Raw genomic sequence first — 22,426 nt, forward strand, 5'->3', positions numbered from 1 at the left:
TTCTTGATAAAATAGAAGTTATGACAAGATATAAAGCAACTATTTCCTATGATGGTTACGCCTTTGCTGGTTTTCAGCGCCAGTCTCATGCGCGTAGTGTTCAGGAAGAAATTGAAAAAACCTTGACCAAGTTAAATAAAGGGCAAGCCATTACTGTTCACGGTGCTGGTAGGACAGATAGTGGGGTTCATGCCCTGGGACAGGTTATTCATTTTGACCTGCCTTATCAAATGGATGAGGAGAAGCTCCGTTTTGCTTTGGACACCCAGTCCCCTGAAGATATTGATGTGGTTTCGATTGAGCTTGTGGCAGATGATTTTCATTGCCGTTATGCTAAGCACAGTAAGACCTATGAGTTTATCGTGGATAGGGGCCGTCCCAAGAATCCTATGCGCCGTCACTATGCCACTCACTTTCCCTATCCACTCGATGTGGAACGCATGCAGATTGCAATCAAAAAGCTAGAGGGAACCCATGATTTTACCGGTTTTACAGCCTCTGGGACTAGTGTAGAGGATAAGGTTCGCACCATCACAGAAGCTAGTTTAACAGTTGATGAGACAGGTCAGTTTTTGACCTTTACCTTTTCAGGAAATGGTTTCTTGTATAAGCAGATTCGCAATATGGTGGGGACACTGCTTAAAATCGGCAATAACCGCATGCCAGTAGAGCAGATTGACCTAATCTTGGAGAAAAAGGACAGGCAGCTTGCAGGTCCCACTGCAGCACCAAATGGTCTATATTTAAAGGAGATTCGTTATGAAGAATAATCGTATTTTAGCACTTTCTGGAAATGATATTTTTAGTGGTGGTGGCCTGTCAGCTGATTTGGCTACCTATACCTTGAACGGCTTGCATGGCTTTGTAGCAGTGACTTGTTTGACAGCCTTGACAGAAAAAGGATTTGAAGTCTTTCCAACTGACGATACCATTTTTCAACATGAATTAGATAGCTTGCGTGATGTGGAGTTTGCAGGAATTAAGATTGGTCTTCTCCCTACTGTCAGTGCGGCTGAGAAGGCATTGGACTTTATCAAGCAACGCCCAGGAGTGCCTGTGGTTCTGGACCCTGTCTTGGTCTGCAAGGAAACACACGACGTAGCAGTTAGTGAACTCTGCCAAGAGTTGATTCGCTTTTTCCCTCATGTCAGTGTGATTACACCTAATCTTCCTGAAGCAGAATTACTAGCAGATCAAGAGATTAAAACCCTTGAAGATATGAAAGCTGCAGCGCAGAAATTGCATGACTTAGGAGCGCCAGCAGTCATCATCAAGGGAGGCAATCGCCTTAGTCAGGACAAGGCTGTAGATGTCTTTTATGATGGACAAAACTTTACAGTCCTAGAAAATCCCGTCATTCAAGGGCAAAATGCTGGCGCAGGTTGTACCTTTGCCTCTAGTATTGCCAGTCATCTAGTCAAAGGTGATGAACTTTTACCAGCAGTAGAAAGCTCTAAGGCTTTCGTTTATCGTGCTATTGCACAAGCAGATCAGTATGGAGTAAGACAATATGAAGCAAACCAAAACAACTAAAATCGCCCTTGTATCCCTATTAACCGCCCTTTCTGTGGTTCTAGGTTATTTCTTAAAAATCCCAACACCGACAGGAATTCTAACTCTTTTAGATGCAGGTGTCTTCTTTACGGCCTTTTACTTTGGTAGTCGCGAAGGGGCTGTAGTCGGAGGACTAGCAGGTTTCTTGATTGACCTCTTATCAGGCTATCCTCAGTGGATGTTCTTTAGCTTGGTCAACCATGGCTTGCAGGGATTTTTCGCAGGATTTAAAGGAAAATCTCAGTGGTTAGGCCTTATCTTAGCAACGATTGCCATGGTAGGGGGGTACGCCTTGGGTTCTACATTAATGAATGGCTGGGCTGCAGCTCTACCAGAAATTTTACCAAATTTCATGCAAAATATGGTAGGGATGATTGTAGGATTTATTCTTAGTCAAAGTATCAAGAAGATTAAGTAAAGAGGCTGAGCCAAAAGTCTTTCAAATCAGAAAAAACGCATAGTATCAGGTGTTGAAAAACCTAGATACTGAACTGCACCCCAAAAGTTAGACAGAAAAAATCTAACTTTTGGGGTGTTTTTATTATGAAATTAACTTATGATGATAAAGTTCAGATCTATGAACTTAGAAAACAAGGATATAGCTTAGAGAAGCTTTCAAATAAATTTGGGATAAATAATTCTAATATTAGGTACATGATTAAATTGATTGATCGTTACGGAATAGAGTTCGTCAAAAAAGGAAAAAATCGTTACTATTCTCCTGATTTAAAACAAGAAATGATTCATAAAGTCATACATGAAGGCTGGACTAAAGATAGAGTTTCTCTTGAATACGGCCTCCCAAGTCGTACGATACTTCTTAATTGGCTAGCACAATACAAGAAAAACGGGTATACTATTGTTGAGAAAACAAGAGGGAGACCAACTAAAATGGGACGTAAACGGAAGAAAACTTGGGATGAAATGACAGAACTAGAGCGACTCCAAGAGGAGAATGAACGCTTACGTACTGAGGTGGCTTACTTAAAAAAGTTAAAAGAGCTGGAAGACAGGGACGAAGCCATACAGCGAGAAAGGCAGAGACAATTAGAGAAATGGCTTCAGGAGGATTTCGACTAGATTTACTTCTTGAAGTGACTCGTTTACCTAGCTCAACTTACTATTATCAGTTGAAGGAACTAGATGGGCTTGACAAAGATAAAGATCTTAAAGCTGAAATTCAAGCTATTTTTACTGAGCACAAAGGAAATTATGGCTATCGCCGAATAACTCTTGAATTGAGGAATCGTGGTCATATAGTAAACCATAAGAAGGTCCAACGTCTGATGAAAATCCTTGGTTTAAGTGCTCGAATTCGCCGTAAACGAAAGTATTCTTCCTACCAAGGAGAGATTGGCAAGAAAGCAGAGAATATCATTCAACGCCAGTTTGAAGCATCGAGACCAATGGAAAAGTGTTATACGGATGTGACAGAGTTTGCCATTCCAAATAGCACGCAGAAATTGTATTTATCGCCTGTTTTAGATGGATTTAACAGCGAAATTATTGCTTTTAATCTTTCTTGTTCTCCTAATTTAGAACAAGTAAAAAAGATGTTGGAACAGGCCTTCACAGAGAAACACTACGAGAATACGATTCTCCATAGTGACCAAGGTTGGCAATACCAACACGATTCTTATCATCGGTTCCTAGAGAGTAAGGGAATTCAAGCATCCATGTCACGAAAGGGCAACAGCCCAGACAACGGTATGATGGAATCTTTCTTTGGCATTTTAAAATCCGAAATGTTTTATGGCCATGAGAAAAACTTTAAATCACTTAATCAATTGGAACAAGCTATTATAGACTATATCGATTACTACAACAACAAACGAATTAAGGTAAAACTAAAAGGACTTAGCCCTGTACAATACAGAACTAAATCCTTCGGATAAATTAATTGTCTAACTTTTTGGGGTCAGTACAATACTATGCGTTTTATTGTGGGAAGATTTTATACTCTTCGAAAATGTCTTCAAACCGCGTCAACGTTGCCTTGCCGTGGGTATGGTTACTGACTTCGTCAGTTCTATCCACAACCTCAAAACAGTGTTTTGAGCAACCTGCGGCTAGTTTTCTAGTTTGCTTTTTGATTTTCATTGAGTATAGATGAATATTAATCAAAATAAAGCAAGTCTTTGCTGGTGCTTGTAAAGAGGTCAAAGCCATCCTTGGTAACAACACCGCAGTCTTCAATACGGACACCGACTTTACCAGGGATATAGATACCTGGTTCAACAGAGAAGCACATGCCTTCTTCGATAATCATGTCGTTTCCTTCCATGATAGATGGGAATTCATGGACATCCATACCGATACCGTGACCAAGACGGTGGTTGAAGTACTCGCCGTAACCAGCTTTTTCAATGACCTCACGGGCAGCACGGTCCACTTCATGGGCAGTCACACCTGGTTTGATAAAGTCAAGAGCAGCTTGTTGGGCTTCAAGAGTCAAGTTATAAATGTCTTTCTTGAATTGGTCAGGTTTGCCGACAGCGACTGTACGAGTCATATCTGACGCATAGCCGTTGACTAGAACACCAAGGTCAAAGAGGAGAAGAGCATCATTTTCAACCTTGTTAGCTGCTGGAATACCGTGTGGATTTGCAGCATTATCACCAGTCAAGACCATGGTATCAAAGCTCATTTCATAGCCTTCACGTTTCATGGCAAAGTCGATTTGGGCGATGATATCTGTCTCTGTCTTATCAAGAGAAATATTGTCAAAGCCAACTTTTACAGCCTTGTCCGCATAGAGACCTGCAACCATCATTTTTTGCACTTCGTCAGCTGATTTGATGAGGCGCATGCGTTGGATACGAGGAGTGAGGTTTTCAAACTCAGCAGTTTCAAAGACTATTTTCAAGCCATGATATTTGGTCAAGATGAGATTGTCAAACTCAACAGCGACACGTTTGAAATCAAGCTGTGGAAGAGCATGTTTCATTTTTTGCCATGGATTTTCAGAATCAACATAGCCCACAACTGGGAAGGAAACAGTGCTAGTAGCACGCTCGACTTCAAGGGCTGGGACAAAGAGGAGGGGTTCTTGATCCGCTAGGATAAAAAGGAACATTTGGCGTTCATGGGGATCACTGTAAAAGCCAGTGAGGTAATTGATTGTGACGGGGTCAGATACGACAGCGACGTCTAGTTTTTCTGATTCAAGATATGTTACGATTTGTTGTAATTTAGACATATGCTACCTTCTTTCTACCCCTCTATTTTGGCAAAAAAAGAGAGAAAATGCAAGGGAGAAGGGTAAAAGAAAAGACAAAAAAACTCCGACAAGATAACGGAGTTCTTTGATATAGTTTTACTTTGTTTAAGAAAAGTCAGCCTTGCTTTTGACGTCGCTGTATTCCTCAGCGATTTCTTGGCTGAGAATGTCCTCATAGGCAGGGAGTTGGATATCCTGACCATATTTCTTCTTGAGGGCAGTAGTGACTAGGCGATAAGCTAGATTGGCATTGCGAGAGAGGATAGGCCCGTGGAAGTAGGAACCAAAGACATTCTTATAATGAACGCCTTCACCGATTTTTTCTTCGTTATTTCCATTTCCATAGACAACCTGTCCCAGCGGTTTTTGGTCATCCGAGAGGAAGGTACGACCCTGGTGATTCTCAAATCCATAGTAGGTTTCATTGAAATCTTCATTATGAATCTTGATGTCCCCGATAAAACGGTTATTGGTCTGGTTGAGGGTGTAGTGGCCCATGACACCGAGCCCTTCGATACGTTTACCTGAAGCTTCCACATAATATTGACCCAACAGTTGGAAACCACCGCAGATAGCGAGAACCACACCGTCGTTTTGGATATAGTTGTCAATGCTCTCTTTTTTAGCAGGTAGGTCGTCCGCAATAATACTTTGTTCAAAGTCTTGACCGCCACCAAAAAAGGTAATGTCGTAGTGATTTTCATCAAAATCATCATGAAGAGAAACGATGTCAACGGTCACATGGGCTCCCAGTTTTTCAGCCACATACTTGAGCATGAGGATGTTTCCATTGTCCCCATAGGTATTCATGAGATTTCCGTAGAGGTGGGCAATGTTGAGCTGATAGGGGTAATTGCCAGCTTTTGAGGAAAGTGAAGTATAAACCATTAGTTCATCTCCTTTCTAACAATCTGACGACTAGCCAGCAGTTCGCGGAATTCAAGCATAGCAGTATAGGTAGCCAGAATATAGGCATGTTTGCAGTCTTGGTTCTCAATGGTCTTAAGAACTTGTTCCAGACTACTTGTTTCAGTGATTTTCTCAGCTGGATAGCCTGTCACTCGGAGACGACGTGCGATTTCAGAATGGCGAACACCGCCAGCGTTGATTTCAGGGATGTCCATCTCAGTGATTTGTTCAAAATCAGCATCCCAAATCCAGCTGGTATCAATACCGTCTGCATAGTTGGCATTGAGGAGGACAGATAGGCTAAATGGATAAGGAGCTAGTTTAATCATTTCGATAGCTTGAGTTGCACCTACTGGATTTTTAATCAAAACAAGGGTGCATTCCTTGTCACCGATATGGAAGGTTTCTTGGCGTCCAAAGACAGCACGACTCTTATCAAATCCCTGCTTGATTAGTTGGGAATCTGCGCCGAGGAAACGGGCGATGGCAACCGCAGCTAGGGCGTTGTAGATATTGTAGAGACCACCGATTTGGATACCGTATTCTTGTCCGTCAATGACAAAGCGAGAGCGATTGTTGGTTAACTCAACCAAGTCTGTCAAGCGATAGTTTAAATCAGGACGTTTACATCCACAGCCTTCACAGATATAGGCACCCAAGTTTGCATAAGTATTATGCTCATATTTGAGGATTCCTTGGCATTCAGGACAGAGGATTCCTTCGGTATTATAATGAGCCAGCTGAGCTGGACCTTTCTCCAAGTCAAAACCAAAATACTGTACAGCATTTGGAATAGCTGGCTTGTAGAAAAGTGGACTGTCTCCATTAAGAAGAACAGTGGCAGTAGGCACTTTACGAATAGCATCCAAAATCATCTTGTAAGTTGTGTAAATCTCACCATAGCGGTCCATCTGGTCACGGAAAATATTAGTAATAACAAATAAGCTTGGCTGGATATAGTCACAGATACGAGATAGACTGGCCTCGTCGATTTCTAGGACGGCAATATTTTTCCCAGTTTTAGAAGACTTGGCTGTTAGGAAGGTTGTCGCAATCCCTGTAATCATGTTAGCACCGCTTGGGTTGGTCAGAACCTGACCATAAACCTCTTTTAAAATGCCGACAGTGAGGGCAGTTGTCAAGGTTTTTCCATTGGTTCCAGTGACCACGACAATCTCGTAGTTCTTAGCTAGGTTTTGTAAAATATCTTTATCAAATTGAAGGGCGACTTTTCCTGGGAGCGTACTTCCACGACCAAGACGGCTTAAAACGAAGTGGGAAGAACGCCCAGCTAGGAGGCCCAAAGTAGTTTTTAATTTCATGTTTCTATTATATCATAAAAGAGGGAAAAGACAGATTTGATACTCAATGAAAATCAAAGAGCAAACTAGGAAGCTAGCCGCAGGTTGCTCAAAGCACCGCTTTGAGGTTGCAGATAAAGCTGACGTGGTTTGAATTTGATTTTCGAAGAGTATGAGATTTCGCAGAAGTAAAAACAGCCCAAAGAGGGCTGTTCGATACGATTAAATCTCAACTTAAATCGCAAACAAGTCATTCAAGTTCTCAGCCAAGGTTGGGTGAGTGAAGATTTGTTTTGTGAAGTAAGTGTAAGGAATCTTGTTGTCCATAGCAACAGTGATGATGTTGATGATTTCTTGAGATCCTTCTGAGAAGATGCTTGCTCCAAGAATTTCTTTTGTTTCAGTATTAACCACAGCTTTGAAAGTTCCACGAAGGTCTCCATTTACGTGACCACGAGGCATTGCTGCAACAGGAATTTCCTTAACGGCGTATGGAAGTTTCAAATCAGCTGCTTGGCTTTCAGTCAAACCAACTTGTGAAAGTGCAGGTGTGATAAACATTGTGTTTGGTACATTGAGACGGTCTTCAAGTGTGTAGCTGCCATCTCCAGCAAGGTAGCTGTAAACAACACGGAAGTCATCAAGTGAAATGTAAGTAAATTGAAGGCCACCGTTGACATCTCCAACTGCAAAGACACCAGGAACGTTTGTTTGACAATGTTTGTCTACTTTAATAGCACCACGTTCAGTTAGTTCAATATCTGTATTTTCAAGTTGAAGTGGTTCTACATTTGGTTTGCGTCCAGTTGCGTAGAGAAGGGCATCGAAACGGTAAGTTTCATTTTCAGTTACGACAAGGACTTGGTCACCATCGTTTTTAATTTCAGTAGTACGGATATTTTGAAGCAATTCAATACCGTCTTCTTCCATGTATTGTTTAGCAAGAGCTGCGATGGAAGGTTCTGCACGAGGAAGGAAAGTATCCAAGGCATCTAGGACTGTAACCTTGCTTCCTAGTTTATTGTAAAGGCCGGCAAATTCAAGACCGATGTTTCCGCCACCAAGGACACCAAGTTTTTCAGGCAATTTGTCCAAATTTTGGATACCTGTTGAGTCAAAGACATTTTTGCTTGTAGCAAGTCCAGGGATTGGCAAGACGTTTGAAACAGCACCAGTGTTGATGACGATTGTTTCAGCAGTCAGTTCTTTCTTTTCATCACCAGCTTGGATTTCGATGACTTTATTTGAAAGGAAGTGAGCTTCCGCATCAAAGATATCCACGCCTGTACCAGCAACAGTTGCATAGTTTTTACCGTTGAGGCGACTAGTGATAGTGTTTTTGGTAGCAATCACTTCTTCAAAAGACAAGTCTTTCTCAGCAGCAACTAGCAAAGTTTTAGTTGGGATACAACCAATGTTGATACAAGTTCCACCGTACATAGCTTTGCTACGTTCAATGAGGGCAACTTTTTTACCAGCTGAAGCCAATTTACCAGCTAGTGTTTTACCAGCTTTACCAAATCCGATAACGATTAAATCATAAGTTAACATTTAGAGTTCCTCCTATTCGAATTTCATTCTAGCACAAGAAAAAAACTTTTGCACAATTCTGCTACGCTTTAAAAAAGTTTATGAAATAGTGGAAATTTCATCCTTATTTTCTCTGAAAAATCGTTTACATGAGTTTATCGATGGATTGGGCTATCTTTTGCTCTGTTCTTGTGTTATACTAGATAGGTTGCAAAGAAAACAGTACTTTTCTTTTGTGGAAAAGAAGCAACACGATTTTGTATCCAGTATATGAAAATACGTCATAAAAAGAAAAGTATAAACTAAGCCCTATAGGGTGGCTTCGCACCACCTTTAGAAAGAAGAATAACGTGAAATTTAATGAATTAAACTTGTCTGCTGATTTGCTAGCAGAGATTGAAAAAGCTGGTTTTGTAGAAGCCAGTCCGATCCAAGAACAAACTATTCCTTTGGCCCTTGAAGGTAAGGACGTTATCGGTCAAGCTCAGACTGGTACAGGAAAAACTGCAGCCTTTGGCTTGCCTACTCTTGAAAAAATTCGTACAGAAGAAGCGACCATTCAAGCCTTGGTCATCGCTCCAACTCGTGAACTCGCTGTCCAAAGTCAAGAAGAACTCTTCCGCTTTGGTCGCAGTAAGGGAGTCAAGGTTCGCTCAGTATATGGTGGATCAAGCATTGAAAAACAAATTAAGGCTCTTAAATCTGGTGCCCATATCGTGGTGGGAACACCTGGTCGCCTTTTGGACTTGATTAAACGCAAGGCCTTGAAATTACAAGATATTGAAACTCTTATTCTTGACGAAGCGGATGAAATGCTCAACATGGGCTTCCTTGAAGATATCGAAGCTATCATTTCTCGTGTCCCTGAAAACCGTCAAACCTTACTTTTCTCAGCAACTATGCCAGATGCCATCAAACGTATCGGTGTTCAGTTTATGAAAGAACCTGAGCATGTGAAGATTGCGGCTAAGGAATTGACAACAGAATTGGTTGACCAATACTATATCCGAGTTAAAGAGCAAGAAAAATTTGATACCATGACTCGTCTCATGGATGTGGAACAACCAGAACTTGCTATCGTATTTGGTCGTACAAAACGTCGTGTAGATGAATTGACTCGTGGTTTGAAAATCCGTGGCTTCCGTGCAGAAGGAATTCATGGTGATTTGGACCAAAACAAACGTCTTCGTGTCCTTCGTGATTTTAAAAACGGTAATCTGGATGTTCTAGTTGCGACGGACGTTGCAGCGCGTGGTTTAGATATTTCAGGTGTGACCCATGTCTATAACTATGATATTCCACAAGATCCTGAAAGTTATGTTCACCGTATCGGTCGTACAGGTCGTGCTGGTAAGTCAGGTCAGTCTATTACTTTCGTTTCACCAAATGAAATGGGCTACCTCCAAATCATTGAAAACTTGACTAAGAAACGCATGAAAGGTCTCAAACCTGCAAGTGCAGAAGAAGCCTTCCAAGCTAAAAAACACGTAGCTCTCAAGAAAATCGAACGTGATTTTGCAGATGAGACTATCCGTGCCAACTTTGAGAAATTTGGTAAGGATGCTCGTAAGCTGGCTACCGAATTTACTCCAGAAGAATTGGCAATGTATATCTTGAGTCTGACTGTTCAAGACCCAGATAGTCTTCCTGAAGTGGAGATTGCACGTGAAAAACCACTGCCATTTAAACCATCAGGTAATGGATTCGGTGGTAAAGCTAAGGGAGGTCGTGGAGGCCGTCGTGGGGACGACCGTCGAGACCGTGATCGCCGTGGCAATGGTCGTCGTGATGATTTCAAAAAAGGAAGTCGTGGCAATGATCGTTTTGATAAAGACAGACGTTACCGTAATAAAGACAATAAAAAACCACGCAATACTTCAAGCGAAAAGAAAACAGGTTTTGTTATTCGTAACAAGGGCGATAAATAAGAAAAAGCGGTTCAAAATGAATCGCTTTTTTATATAAGGAGACCGAATGGAAAAAGAAAGATAAATAAAATAGATATATTATCTTCTTGTAATATTATAATACACAAAAATAGAGGTCTTGTCAATAGAAAAGAGGCACTTTAATTAAAAATATTCTTGTTTTTTCAAATTGCAATTAAATAAGCAATTTTCAGATAATAATTGAAAATTCAAGCTGTTTATGTTATAATGATAGCGATTAAATTCGAGGTGAAAAATGGCACATTTATTAGAAAAAACTAGAAAAATTACTTCTATCCTGAAGCGCTCAGACGAGCAGTTGCAGGAAGAGCTTCCCTACAATGCGATTACCCGTCAATTGGCAGATATTATCGACTGTAACGCCTGTATCGTTAATAGCAAGGGACGTCTCCTTGGCTATTTTATGCGTTACAAAACCAATACAGATCGTGTAGAGCAATTCTTCCAAACTAAGATTTTCCCAGATGACTACATTCAAGGTGCGAACATGATTTACGATACAGAAGCCAATCTGACAGTTGATCATGATTTAAGCATTTTTCCTGTGGAAAGTCGTGCCGACTTTCCAGATGGTTTGACGACTATTGCACCGATTCATGTATCAGGGATTCGACTTGGTTCTTTGATTATTTGGCGCAATGATAAAAAATTCGAAGACGAGGACTTGATTCTTGTTGAAATTGCGAGTACCGTTGTTGGAATTCAACTCCTTAATTTCCAACGTGAAGAGGATGAGAAAAATATCCGTCGCCGTACTGCTGTTACCATGGCGGTTAATACCCTTTCTTATTCCGAACTCCGTGCTGTTTCAGCAATTTTAGGGGAATTAAATGGAAATGAAGGGCAGTTGACTGCGTCTGTAATTGCAGACCGCATCGGAATCACCCGTTCTGTGATTGTCAATGCCCTTCGTAAACTTGAGTCTGCAGGGATTATTGAAAGTCGCTCACTTGGAATGAAGGGAACCTATCTTAAGGTCTTGATTTCAGATATTTTTGAAGAAGTGAAGAAAAGAGATTACTAATGACTAAGGCTTTGATTTCGATTGATTATACAGAAGATTTTGTTGCTGATAGTGGAAAATTGACAGCAGGCGCTCCAGCTCAGGCGATTTCGGATGCCATCAGCAAGGTAACTCGACTAGCTTTTGAACGAGGAGACTACATCTTCTTTACTATTGATGCTCATGAAGAAAACGATTGTTTCCATCCAGAAAGCAAGCTATTTCCTCCTCACAATTTGATTGGGACTAGTGGACGGAATTTATACGGAGATTTGGGGGAGTTTTATCAAGAGCATGGTTCAGACAGTCGTGTCTTTTGGATGGATAAACGCCATTACTCAGCTTTTTCAGGGACTGACCTGGATATCCGTTTGAGAGAGCGTCAAATTTCTACAGTTATTTTAACCGGGGTCTTGACGGATATCTGTGTCCTGCATACAGCTATTGATGCCTATAATCTAGGATATGATATCGAGATTGTTAAACCAGCTGTTGCTTCCATCTGGCCTGAAAATCACCAATTTGCCCTAGGTCATTTCAAAAATACACTTGGAGCTAAGTTGGTAGATGAAAATCTAAATGAAATTTCAGAGTAATTTGGTTGATGAAATGAAAAAAATTGAAAAAAAGTGTTGACAAGGATCCCAAAAGTTGATATACTAGTAAAGTAATCGACGCGGGGATGGCGGAATTGGCAGACGCGCAGGACTAAGGATCCTGTGACCGCTTTAGGTCGTGAGGGTTCAAGTCCCTCTCTCCGCATAGGATAAGAGTTAGCTTAGGCTAGCTCTTTTTTCATATAATTAAAGTAGAGCAAAAAAATTTGGCTCTTTGTCAACTGTAGTGGGTTGAAGAAAAGCTAAGCTCGAGAAAGGACAAAATTTGCCCTTTCTTTTTTGATGTTCAGAGCAATAAAAATCCTTTTTTTGAAGTTTTCAAAGTTTCGAAATCCAAAGGCATTGCGCTTGATAAGTTTGATGAGATTATTGGTCGCTTCTAATTTGGCGTTTGAATAGGGTAGTTGAAGGGCATTGACAATCTTCTCTTTATCTTTGAGGAATGTTTTAAAGACAGTCTGAAAAAGAGGATGAACCTGCTGCAGATTGTCTTCAATGAGTCCGAAAAATTTGTCAGGCTTCTTGTCCTGAAAGTGAAACAGCAAGAGTTGATAGAGATGGTAGTGGTGTTTCAAGTCCTCTGAATAGCCCAAAAGCTTGTCTAAAATCTCTTTATTGGTCAAGTGCATACGAAAAGTAGGACGATAAAAACGTTTATCGCTAAGTTTACGACTATCCTGTTGGATGAGTTTCCAGTAGCGTTTGATAGCCTTGTATTCATGAGATTTTCGTTCAAACTGATTCATGATTTGGACACGCACACGACTCATAGCACAGCTTAGATGTTGTACAATATGGAAACGATCTAGAACGATTTTAGCACACGGAAAAAGTTTTCTAGCCAAGTCATAGTAGGGACTAAACATATCCATAGTAATGATTTTCACTCGACATCGGACTGCCCTATCATATTTAAGAAAGTGATTTCGGATAATAGCTTGTGTTCTACCTTCAAGAACAGTGGTGATATTGAGTTTTTCAAAATCTTGCGCAATGAAACTCATCTTTCCCTTTGTAAAGGAGTACTCATCCCAGGACATAATCTGTGGAAGGCGAGAAAAATCATGTTTAAAGTGAAAGTCATTGAGCTTGCGAATAACAGTTGAAGTTGAAATGGACAGCTGATGAGCAATATCGGTCAAAGAAGTCTTTTCAATCAGCTTTTGAGCAATTTTTTGATTAATGATACGAGGGATTTGATGATTTTTCTTTACTAGAGGAGTCTCAGTGACCGTCATTTTAGAGCACTGATAGCACTTAAAACGGCGTTTTTTAAGGAGAATTCTAGTAGGCATACCAGTTGTTTCGAGGTAAGGAATTTTAGAAGTCTTTTGAAAGTCATATTTCTTCATTTGACTTCCACAATCAGGACAAGATGGGGCATCGTAGTCCAATTTAGCAATGATTTCCCTGAGTGTATCCCTATTGATGATATCTATAATTTGAATATTAGGGTCTTTAATGTCTAGTAATTTTGTGATAAAATGTAATTGTTCCATATGAATCTTTCTAATGAGTTGTTTTGTTGCTTTTCATTATAGATATTATGGAACTTTTTTTCTACAACAAAATAGGCTCCATAATATCTATAGGGGATTTACCCACTACAAATATTATAGAGCCAAAAATTTTTGCTCTTTTTTTGTATTTCATAAATATTTCATATTTGGGTTTTATAATAGTCTTACAAATATGGAGGTGACAAATGAATCCAATCCAAAGAGCTTGGGCCTATGTCAGCAGAAAACGACTGAGAAGTTTTATTTTATTTCTGATTTTATTGGTCCTATTGGCCGGAATTTCAGCCTGTTTGACGCTGATGAAGTCCAACAAAATAGTTGAAACCAATCTTTACAAATCGCTCAACACATCTTTTTCTATTAAGAAGATAGAAAATGGTCAGACATTCAAGTTGTCAGACCTAGCATCTGTAAGCAAGATTAAGGGACTGGAAAATGTCTCTCCTGAACTGGAGACGATTGCAAAACTAAAAGACAAGGAAGCGGTGAGTGGCGAGCAGAGCGTGGAGCGTGATGATTTGTCAGCTGCGGACAAGAACTTGGTTAGCTTAACGGCTCTTGAGGATTCATCCAAGGATGTTACCTTTACTAGTTCGGCTTTCAATCTAAAAGAAGGCCGACACCTTCAAAAAGGGGATTCCAAGAAAATCCTGATCCACGAAGAGTTGACTAAGAAGAACGGTCTTTCGCTTCATGACAAGATTCGCTTGGATGCTGGACAGTCAGAATCTGGGAAAGGACAAACTGTCGAGTTTGAAATCGTCGGAATCTTCTCTGGTAAAAAACAAGAGAAATTTACAGGTTTGTCTTCTGACTTCAGTGAAAATCAAGTCTTTACAGACTATGAAAGTAGCCAAAGCCTTTTGGGAAATGGTGAATCTCTAGTCAGTGCAGCGCGCTTTTATGTAGAAAATCCTAAGGAAATGGACGGACTCATGAAGCAGGTAGAAAACTTGGCCTTGGAAAATCAAGGCTATCAAGTCGAAAAGGAAAACAAGGCCTTTGAACAAATCAAAGACTCAGTTGAAACCTTCCAAACCTTTCTGACCATCTTCCTTTATGGGATGTTGATAGCTGGAGCAGGGGCCTTAATTTTGGTCTTGTCTCTCTGGTTGAGAGAAAGGGTCTACGAAGTGGGAATTTTACTGGCACTTGGAAAAGGCAAGAGCTCGATCTTCCTACAGTTCTGTTTAGAGGTAGTTTTGGTATCTCTTGGTGCTTTGCTTCCAGCATTTGTTGCAGGAAACTCCGTTACATCTTACCTACTCCAAACTCTATTAGCAAGTGGAGATCAGGCAAGCTTACAAGATACACTAGCCAAAGCAAGCAGTTTATCAACCAGCATCTTATCTTTTGCAGAATCCTATGTCTTTCTGTTATTGATTAGTTGCTTATCTGTAGCCTTTTGTTTCCTATTCTTATTTAGAAAATCGCCTAAAGAAATTTTATCATCTATTAGTTAAGAAGGAGAAATCATGACTTTATTACAATTACAAGATGTTACCTACCGTTATAAGAACACTGCTGAAGCAGTCCTATATCAGATCAATTATAATTTTGAACCCGGGAAATTTTACAGTATTATTGGTGAGTCAGGAGCGGGAAAATCCACTCTCTTGTCCCTACTTGCTGGTCTAGATAGTCCTGTTGAAGGTTCTATCCTTTTCCAAGGAGAGGACATTCGTAAGAAGGGCTATTCTTACCATCGCATGCACCATATTTCCCTGGTATTTCAAAATTATAACTTGATAGATTATCTTTCTCCACTGGAAAATATCCGCTTGGTCAACAAAAAGGCAAGCAAGGATACACTGCTTGAGCTTGGTTTGGATGAAAGTCAGATCAAGCGGAATGTTCTCCAGTTATCAGGGGGTCAACAGCAACGTGTTGCCATTGCTCGTAGTTTGGTCTCAGAAGCTCCAGTTATTCTAGCGGATGAGCCAACGGGAAATCTGGACCCTAAAACTGCTGGAGATATTGTCGAACTGCTCAAATCACTTGCTGAGAAAACAGGTAAATGTGTCATCGTCGTAACTCACAGCAAAGAAGTAGCACAAGCGTCAGATATTACACTTGAGTTGAAGAACAAGAAACTAACTGAAACTCGCAATACTACGAAATAATATGAGCTTTTTCAGTTATACTCTTCGAAAATCAAATTCAAACCACGTCAGCGTCGCCTTACCGTACTCAAGTACAGCTTACGGCTCGCTTCCTAGTTTGCTTTTTGATTTTCATTGAGTATTAGAACTATAAAATAAAACAAAATCTAGAAAGGGAACCTATGTTACACAACGCATTTGCCTATGTTACAAGGAAGTTTTTCAAATCGATTGTCATCTTCCTGATTATTCTCCTCATGGCGAGCTTGAGTTTGGTTGGCTTGTCAATCAAGGGAGCTACTGCCAAGGCTTCTCAGGAGACCTTTAAAAATATCACCAATAGCTTCTCCATGCAAATCAATCGTCGCGTTAATCAAGGAACGCCACGTGGTGCTGGGAATATTAAAGGTGAAGATATCAAAAAAATCACCGAAAACAAGGCCATTGAGTCTTATGTGAAACGCATCAACGCTATCGGAGATTTGACTGGCTATGAACTCATCGAAACGCCAGAAACCAAGAAAAATCTGACTCCTGACCGTGCCAAACATTTTGGAAGTAGCTTAATGATTACAGGTGTCAATGACTCCTCTAAAGAAGACAAGTTTGTCTCCGGATCTTATAAATTAGTCGAAGGTGAGCACTTAACCAACGACGACAAAGACAAGATCCTCCTGCACAAGGACTTGGCAGCCAAACACGGCTGGAAAGTTGGAGATAAGGTCAAATTGGACTCTAATGTCTATGATGCAGACAATGAAAAAGGAGCCAAGGAAACAGTTGAAGTGACAATTAAGGGACTCTTTGATGGTCACAATAAGTCAGCAGTAACCTACTCGCAAGAACTCTATGAAAACACAGCTATCACAGACATCCATACGGCTGCTAAACTTTATGGATACACAGAAGACACAGCTATTTATGGGGACGCAACCTTCTTTGTAACAGCAGATAAGAACTTGGATGATGTCATGAAAGAGTTGAATGGCATCAGTGGTATCAACTGGAAGAGCTACACACTCGTTAAGAGCTCCTCTAACTATCCAGCTCTAGAACAATCCATCTCTGGCATGTACAAGATGGCTAACCTCCTCTTCTGGGGTAGCTTGAGTTTCTCAGTCCTTCTCCTTGCCCTCTTGCTTAGTCTTTGGATCAATGCCCGTCGCAAGGAAGTGGGAATCCTCCTCTCTATCGGTCTCAAGCAGGCAAGTATCTTGGGGCAATTCATAACGGAATCTATCTTGATTGCCATCCCTGCTCTTGTTTCTGCTTACTTCCTAGCTAGCTACACAGCCCGTGCAATCGGAAATACTGTTCTTGCCAATGTGACTTCAGGTGTTGCCAAGCAAGCTAGCAAGGCTGCACAGGCCTCTAACCTTGGTGGTGGTGCAGAAGTAGATGGCTTTAGCAAGACCTTGTCGAGCCTAGATATTTCCATTCAGACATCAGACTTTATCATCGTCTTTGTCCTAGCCTTGGTTCTAGTGGTTCTCGTTATGGCGCTTGCTTCAAGCAATCTCCTTAGAAAACAACCAAAAGAACTTCTGCTGGATAGCGAATAACAAACTTGCTACCTATTCTCTCCTAAATGGGGTATAATATAGGTAGCATTTTTATCTGTTTTGTCTTGGTAAATCCTCTGTTTATCAGGATGAAAGCAAGTTGCTTTACAAGAAATTTAAAGGAATGTGAAACGTTTTTCTATGAAAATTTTAATTGTAGAAGATGAAGAGATGATCCGTGAGGGGGTCAGTGATTATTTGACGGATTGTGGTTATGAAACCATTGAGGCGGCAGATGGGCAAGAAGCCATAGAAAAATTTTCCAGCTATGAAGTAGCCTTGGTTTTACTAGACATCCAGATGCCAAAGCTCAATGGCTTAGAAGTCCTAGCGGAGATTCGTAAAACCAGTCAGGTTCCTGTCCTGATGTTGACCGCCTTTCAGGATGAGGAATACAAGATGAGTGCTTTTGCTTCTCTGGCAGATGGCTACCTGGAAAAGCCTTTTTCTCTATCCCTCTTAAAAGTGAGGGTAGACGCGATTTTCAAGCGCTACTACGATACAGGACGAATCTTCTCCTATAAGGATACCAAGGTGGACTTTGAAAGCTACAGCGCCAGCCTAGCAGGTCAAGAAGTGGCTATCAATGCTAAAGAGTTGGAAATTCTTGATTATTTGGTTAAAAATGAAGGAAGGGCCTTGACCCGATCTCAGATTATTGATGCCGTCTGGAAGGCGACAGATGAGGTTCCCTTTGACCGTGTCATTGATGTTTATATCAAGGAACTGCGGAAAAAGTTAGACTTGGACTGCATCCTCACTGTGCGCAATGTTGGTTATAAATTGGAGCGAAAATGAAACGAACACGTTTATTTACAAAGATATTTATCTACACCTTCTCGATTTTTAGTGTTCTAGTTATTTGCCTTCATTTAGCCATTTATTTTCTCTTTCCCTCGACTTATCTGAGTCATCGGCAGGAAACCATTGGCCAGAAAGCGACAGCTATTGCCCAGTCCCTAGAAGGTAAGGATAGGCAGAGTATCGAGCAAGTCTTAGACTTGTATTCCCAGACTAGTGAGATCAAGGGGGCTGTCAAGGGAGAGATGACCGAGGACAAGTTAGAAGTCAACGACAGTCTTCCTCTGGATACGGAACGTCAGACAACCTCTCTTTTTATCGAGGAGCGCGAGGTGACAACGCAGGACGGTGGTACTATGACCCTGCAATTTCTAGCTTCCATGGACTTGCAAAAGGAAGCAGAGCAGATCAGTCTGCAATTTCTACCCTATACTCTGCTGGCATCCTTTCTGATTTCCCTTTTGGTAGCCTATATCTATGCTCGGACTATCGTTGCCCCGATATTGGAAATCAAGCGGGTGACCCGACGGATGATGGATTTGGATGCCCAAGTGCGATTGCGCGTGGATTCCAAGGATGAGATTGGTGATCTCAAGGAACAAATCAATAGCCTCTATCAGCATCTTTTGACTGTTATTGCGGACTTGCATGACAAAAATGAAGCTATTCTCCAGCTGGAAAAGATGAAGGTCGAATTCCTACGCGGGGCTTCTCATGAATTGAAAACACCGCTGGCTAGTTTGAAAATCCTGATCGAAAACATGAAAGAAAATGTCGGTCGTTATAAGGATAGAGACCGCTATCTGGGAGTAGCCTTGGGGATTGTGGATGAGCTCAATCACCATGTTCTGCAGATACTTTCCCTCTCTTCTGTGCAGGAATTGCGAGATGATAGGGAACAAATTGACCTATACCAGATGACGCAAACTCTAGTCAAGGATTATGCCTTGCTAGCCAAGGATAGAGAGATTCAGATAGACAATAGTTTGACTCATCAGCAGGCTTATCTAAACCCATCTGTCATGAAGTTGATTCTGTCTAACCTCATCAGCAATGCTATCAAGCACTCTGTTCCAGGTGGCTTGGTTCGTATTGGAGAGAGAGAAGGGGAACTTTTTATAGAAAATAGCTGCAGTCCAGAAGAACAAGAAAAACTAGCCCAGTCTTTTTCTGACAATGCTAGTCGCAAGGCCAAGGGGTCTGGGATGGGGCTCTTTGTGGTTAAGAGTCTATTGGAACATGAAAAATTACCTTATCGTTTCGAGATGGAGGATAATCATTTAACCTTCTTCATAGCTTTTCCAAAAGTCGCCCAAGACTAGGGATAGAAAGGGTTTACATAGATGAAGCTAGAAGAAATTCAATCGAAACTGCGGGAAAAACTAGATTTTTTTGTCAAAAAGTGATAAAATGAACAATGTAAATGGGATGACCCATAAAAATATACAGGAGGCCTGATAAAATGGCAATCGTTTCAGCAGAAAAATTTGTCCAAGCAGCTCGTGACAACGGTTATGCAGTTGGTGGATTTAACACAAACAACCTTGAGTGGACTCAAGCTATCTTGCGCGCAGCAGAAGCTAAAAAAGCTCCAGTTTTAATCCAAACTTCAATGGGTGCTGCTAAATACATGGGTGGTTACAAAGTTGCTCGCAACTTGATCGCTAACCTTGTTGAATCAATGGGTATCACTGTACCAGTAGCTATCCACCTTGACCACGGTCACTACGAAGATGCACTTGAGTGTATCGAAGTTGGTTACACTTCAATCATGTTTGATGGTTCACACCTTCCAGTTGAAGAAAACCTTAAATTGGCTAAAGACGTTGTTGAAAAAGCACACGCTAAAGGTATCTCAGTAGAAGCTGAAGTTGGTACTATCGGTGGTGAAGAAGACGGAATCATCGGTAAAGGTGAATTGGCTCCAATCGAAGACGCTAAAGCAATGGTTGAAACTGGTATCGACTTCTTGGCAGCTGGTATCGGTAACATCCACGGTCCTTACCCAGCAAACTGGGAAGGTCTTGACCTTGACCACTTGCAAAAATTGACAGAAGCTCTTCCAGGATTCCCAATCGTATTGCACGGTGGATCAGGTATTCCTGATGAGCAAATCCAAGCAGCTATCAAACTTGGTGTTGCGAAAGTTAACGTTAACACTGAATGCCAAATCGCATTCGCTAACGCAACTCGTAAATTTGCTCGTGACTACGAAGCAAACGAAGCAGAATACGACAAGAAGAAACTCTTCGACCCACGTAAATTCTTGGCTGACGGTGTAAAAGCTATCCAAGCATCAGTTGAAGAACGTATCGACGTATTCGGTTCAGAAGGTAAAGCATAATCTAGCTGAATAATACAGATGAAACCTGCCCATTGGGTGGGTTTTTTGGTGTGAATATATTGTAGAAGAACCAATATTAAGTTGCTAAAAGGTTCTATTTTTTGTACAATAATGCTATGAAAAAACTAAAACAATGTAGTCTTGCCTTTCTTAGTTTCATTCTTTTGTTTCTAGCGGCTACATTCATCTTTCACCGTATCAGTTTGGAAAAAGAACAAGCCTCACTGACACCTATGGGACAACAAGTTCTCGTCTATGGACATCAAATAAATGTTTACGTTGAAGGGAATGGTCCTGAGACTATAGTAGTTCTCTCAGGTGCTGGTATTGCTTCTCCTATATTGGACTTTAAAGAAGTATCGGAATCCTTATCGAAACGGTATAAGGTAGTCATCGTGGAGAGAGCAGGGTATGGTTATAGTGATGATAGCAATCATTCAAGAGATGTGATAGAGGTTTTGTCTGAGACGCGTCAAGCTCTTTCACAAGCAAACGTCAAAGGTCCTTTTATCATTTTATCTCATTCCATGGCTAGTCTTGAGAGTTTAGCTTGGCAGGAAAAATATCCTGATGAAGTGAAAACCTTGGTTGGGTTAGATTGGGCACTGCCAGCTAGTTATGAGAATTTAAAGGACAATCAGGCCTTGCTTACTGTGGCCTATTGGAGCAGTAAGATTGGCTTATTACGCTATTTCCCTGAGTCCTTTTATATAAAAAATCCAACTCTGACTGAAACTGAACGACAACAATATAAATTACTAGCATATAAGCAGTTGATGTGACAAGCCATGCTTCATGAATCCCGTTTGGCAAAGGAAAATGCCAAGAAAGTTCCATCTAGCATTAATCCGAAAATTCCCACCTTATTACTGGTGTCTAACGGTGAAGGCACGACCTTTAGACAATTAGAATGGCAGCATTATGCAGAGAAATTTTCTAGTGACCAGTCTAATGTTCAAGTCATCTATATGGATGCGCCTCACGAACTTTATCATTATCAAAGTCATGAAGTTGTTTCTCAGATTTTAGATTTTTTAAAGAGTCATTGAGGGGTTAGAAATCATTTTAGACTGATGATAATAATTGAAAGGAATGACTTATGAATAATTCTTATATTTTACTTAGACATGCTCATTCAAGATTTTCAAGTGATGATTTTAATAGAACTTTGTCAGAAAAAGGATTTTTATCTCTTGACCAGTTAGAGTTTTTGAATTCTTTTAATATTGATTATTATTTTTCTAGTCCTTATAAACGAGCATTTGAAACGATTAATAGCTCGCCAATTCAATTTGATAAAATAGTTCTTGATAATCGGTTACGAGAGCGAAAATTATCTTCAACCTTTATAAAAGATTCTGAGTTTGAAGACAGTATTAAATATTTATGGCAAAATCCTAGTGAATCTCTTTCAGAAGGGGAATCAAATCAAGACGCACTAGCTAGAGTACTAAATTTTTTAATGGAATTGGAAGAGAGATACTCAGAAAAAACGATTTTACTTAGTTCACACGGGAATTTGATAGGAATACTACTAAAACACTTTGATTCCAGTTTTGATTATGAAAAATGGGAGCAAATGACCTTTCCAGATTGTTTTCTAATTGATAGAAATGGGATTGTGAAAAGAATTATGAAAGATTAGCTCTTTGATTAAATAGTGAATCATATTGATCAAAATAGTTTGCTTTTTACAATTCGTAACCTGCCCATCGGGCAGGTTTTTTAGTGTTTTAAGGAAACTATTAAACCAGAATTTTGGACTAATACTCTTCGAAAATCAAATTCAAACCACATCAGCTTCGCCTTGCCGTACTCAAGTACTGCCTACGGCTAGCTTCCTAGTTTGCTCTTTGATTTTCATTGAGTATAAAAATACCATTTTAAGAGAGAAATTTCTAATTTTATAATCTGTAGGCAAACGCTTGCATTCCATTTTTTATTGGACTATAATAGGTTGGTATAAAGCCTTCTGTAATAATATGTAGAAGGAGTAAAAGTAAGGATTTAGAAT

Annotated in this window: 19 protein-coding genes, 1 tRNA gene and 1 pseudogene; 16 read left to right on the forward strand and 5 right to left on the reverse strand. The window is 40.5% G+C overall.

Annotation, left to right across the window (positions count from 1 at the left end; translation table 11 throughout):
- The first annotated feature begins 20 nt into the window (after positions 1-20).
- The 4 genes from truA to ACLV7W_RS02375 all read left to right on the forward strand — a co-directional run bounded on the left by truA (position 21) and on the right by ACLV7W_RS02375 (position 3,449).
- Complete coding sequence (truA, locus tag ACLV7W_RS02360) at positions 21-770, forward strand: tRNA pseudouridine(38-40) synthase TruA (protein ID WP_411865372.1); 750 nt, start codon at positions 21-23, stop codon at positions 768-770.
- On the forward strand, positions 760-1,533 hold the full coding sequence (locus ACLV7W_RS02365; protein ID WP_411865373.1) for a bifunctional hydroxymethylpyrimidine kinase/phosphomethylpyrimidine kinase: 774 nt from the start codon (positions 760-762) through the stop codon (positions 1,531-1,533). The genes truA and ACLV7W_RS02365 overlap by 11 nt, the downstream gene beginning before the upstream one ends.
- Positions 1,511-1,972, forward strand: a complete 462-nt coding sequence (locus ACLV7W_RS02370; protein WP_411865374.1) for an ECF transporter S component — start codon at positions 1,511-1,513, stop codon at positions 1,970-1,972. Before ACLV7W_RS02365 ends, ACLV7W_RS02370 begins: the two co-directional genes overlap by 23 nt.
- A 125-nt stretch (positions 1,973-2,097) precedes the next feature.
- A protein-coding gene (locus tag ACLV7W_RS02375) for an IS3 family transposase (RefSeq protein WP_411865375.1) occupies positions 2,098-3,449 on the forward strand; the annotation gives its coding sequence in 2 pieces (ribosomal slippage) (positions 2,098-2,539 and positions 2,539-3,449; 1,353 coding nt in all).
- Between the two features lie 221 nt (positions 3,450-3,670).
- Here ACLV7W_RS02375 and ACLV7W_RS02380 read toward each other — a convergent pair.
- From ACLV7W_RS02380 to ACLV7W_RS02395, 4 genes are all read right to left on the reverse strand, one after another.
- Positions 3,671-4,753, reverse strand: a complete 1,083-nt coding sequence (locus ACLV7W_RS02380; RefSeq protein WP_261096472.1) for a M24 family metallopeptidase — start codon at positions 4,751-4,753, stop codon at positions 3,671-3,673.
- A gap of 126 nt (positions 4,754-4,879) precedes the next feature.
- Positions 4,880-5,662 (reverse strand): lipid II isoglutaminyl synthase subunit GatD, encoded by a 783-nt coding sequence (gene gatD / locus ACLV7W_RS02385; protein WP_261096474.1) that lies wholly within the window; start codon positions 5,660-5,662, stop codon positions 4,880-4,882.
- Positions 5,662-7,005 carry a lipid II isoglutaminyl synthase subunit MurT gene (murT, locus tag ACLV7W_RS02390; RefSeq protein WP_411865376.1) on the reverse strand — a complete coding sequence of 448 codons (1,344 nt, stop codon included), beginning with the start codon at positions 7,003-7,005 and terminating at the stop codon, positions 5,662-5,664. The genes gatD and murT overlap by 1 nt, the downstream gene beginning before the upstream one ends.
- A gap of 213 nt (positions 7,006-7,218) precedes the next feature.
- Positions 7,219-8,535, reverse strand: coding sequence for an FAD-containing oxidoreductase (locus ACLV7W_RS02395; RefSeq protein WP_411865377.1), 1,317 nt, complete (start codon positions 8,533-8,535; stop codon positions 7,219-7,221).
- Between the two features lie 329 nt (positions 8,536-8,864).
- Here ACLV7W_RS02395 and ACLV7W_RS02400 point away from each other — a divergent pair, with 329 nt between their 5' ends.
- The 4 genes from ACLV7W_RS02400 to ACLV7W_RS02415 all read left to right on the forward strand — a co-directional run bounded on the left by ACLV7W_RS02400 (position 8,865) and on the right by ACLV7W_RS02415 (position 12,228).
- Positions 8,865-10,442, forward strand: a complete 1,578-nt coding sequence (locus ACLV7W_RS02400; protein WP_084924024.1) for a DEAD/DEAH box helicase — start codon at positions 8,865-8,867, stop codon at positions 10,440-10,442.
- A gap of 256 nt (positions 10,443-10,698) precedes the next feature.
- Positions 10,699-11,487 carry a GTP-sensing pleiotropic transcriptional regulator CodY gene (codY, locus tag ACLV7W_RS02405; protein ID WP_000940721.1) on the forward strand — a complete coding sequence of 263 codons (789 nt, stop codon included), beginning with the start codon at positions 10,699-10,701 and terminating at the stop codon, positions 11,485-11,487.
- Positions 11,487-12,062: a cysteine hydrolase family protein gene (locus ACLV7W_RS02410; protein ID WP_033684894.1), complete on the forward strand. Its 576-nt coding sequence runs from the start codon at positions 11,487-11,489 to the stop codon at positions 12,060-12,062. The genes codY and ACLV7W_RS02410 overlap by 1 nt, the downstream gene beginning before the upstream one ends.
- Positions 12,063-12,142: 80 nt before the next feature.
- Positions 12,143-12,228, forward strand: a tRNA-Leu gene (locus ACLV7W_RS02415).
- A gap of 97 nt (positions 12,229-12,325) precedes the next feature.
- On the opposite strand, the gene ACLV7W_RS02420 is transcribed toward ACLV7W_RS02415, so the two are convergent.
- Entirely contained in the window at positions 12,326-13,582 is a 1,257-nt protein-coding gene (locus tag ACLV7W_RS02420; RefSeq protein ID WP_411865378.1) for an ISL3 family transposase, read from the reverse strand.
- A gap of 206 nt (positions 13,583-13,788) precedes the next feature.
- Here ACLV7W_RS02420 and ACLV7W_RS02425 point away from each other — a divergent pair, with 206 nt between their 5' ends.
- The 8 genes and pseudogenes from ACLV7W_RS02425 (at position 13,789) to ACLV7W_RS02460 (ending at position 22,057) form a co-directional block, all read left to right on the forward strand.
- Positions 13,789-15,066, forward strand: coding sequence for an ABC transporter permease (locus ACLV7W_RS02425; protein WP_411865379.1), 1,278 nt, complete (start codon positions 13,789-13,791; stop codon positions 15,064-15,066).
- A 12-nt stretch (positions 15,067-15,078) separates the two neighbouring features.
- Positions 15,079-15,726 carry an ABC transporter ATP-binding subunit Vex2 gene (gene vex2, locus ACLV7W_RS02430; protein ID WP_000173748.1) on the forward strand — a complete coding sequence of 216 codons (648 nt, stop codon included), beginning with the start codon at positions 15,079-15,081 and terminating at the stop codon, positions 15,724-15,726.
- Between the two features lie 161 nt (positions 15,727-15,887).
- Positions 15,888-17,267 (forward strand): ABC transporter permease subunit Vex3, encoded by a 1,380-nt coding sequence (gene vex3 / locus ACLV7W_RS02435; protein ID WP_049551697.1) that lies wholly within the window; start codon positions 15,888-15,890, stop codon positions 17,265-17,267.
- Between the two features lie 141 nt (positions 17,268-17,408).
- Positions 17,409-18,065 (forward strand): response regulator transcription factor VncR, encoded by a 657-nt coding sequence (gene vncR, locus ACLV7W_RS02440; RefSeq protein WP_115904824.1) that lies wholly within the window; start codon positions 17,409-17,411, stop codon positions 18,063-18,065.
- Entirely contained in the window at positions 18,062-19,390 is a 1,329-nt protein-coding gene (gene vncS / locus ACLV7W_RS02445) for a sensor histidine kinase VncS (protein WP_115904825.1), read from the forward strand. The genes vncR and vncS overlap by 4 nt, the downstream gene beginning before the upstream one ends.
- Positions 19,391-19,530: 140 nt before the next feature.
- Positions 19,531-20,412, forward strand: coding sequence for a class II fructose-bisphosphate aldolase (locus ACLV7W_RS02450; protein ID WP_001018997.1), 882 nt, complete (start codon positions 19,531-19,533; stop codon positions 20,410-20,412).
- A 116-nt stretch (positions 20,413-20,528) separates the two neighbouring features.
- A pseudogene (locus ACLV7W_RS02455) lies at positions 20,529-21,461 on the forward strand (alpha/beta fold hydrolase).
- A gap of 50 nt (positions 21,462-21,511) precedes the next feature.
- Entirely contained in the window at positions 21,512-22,057 is a 546-nt protein-coding gene (locus tag ACLV7W_RS02460; RefSeq protein WP_411865380.1) for a histidine phosphatase family protein, read from the forward strand.
- Positions 22,058-22,426 lie beyond the last annotated feature (369 nt).

The organism is Streptococcus mitis (assembly GCF_965111735.1).
GTDB lineage: Bacteria > Bacillota > Bacilli > Lactobacillales > Streptococcaceae > Streptococcus > Streptococcus mitis_DR.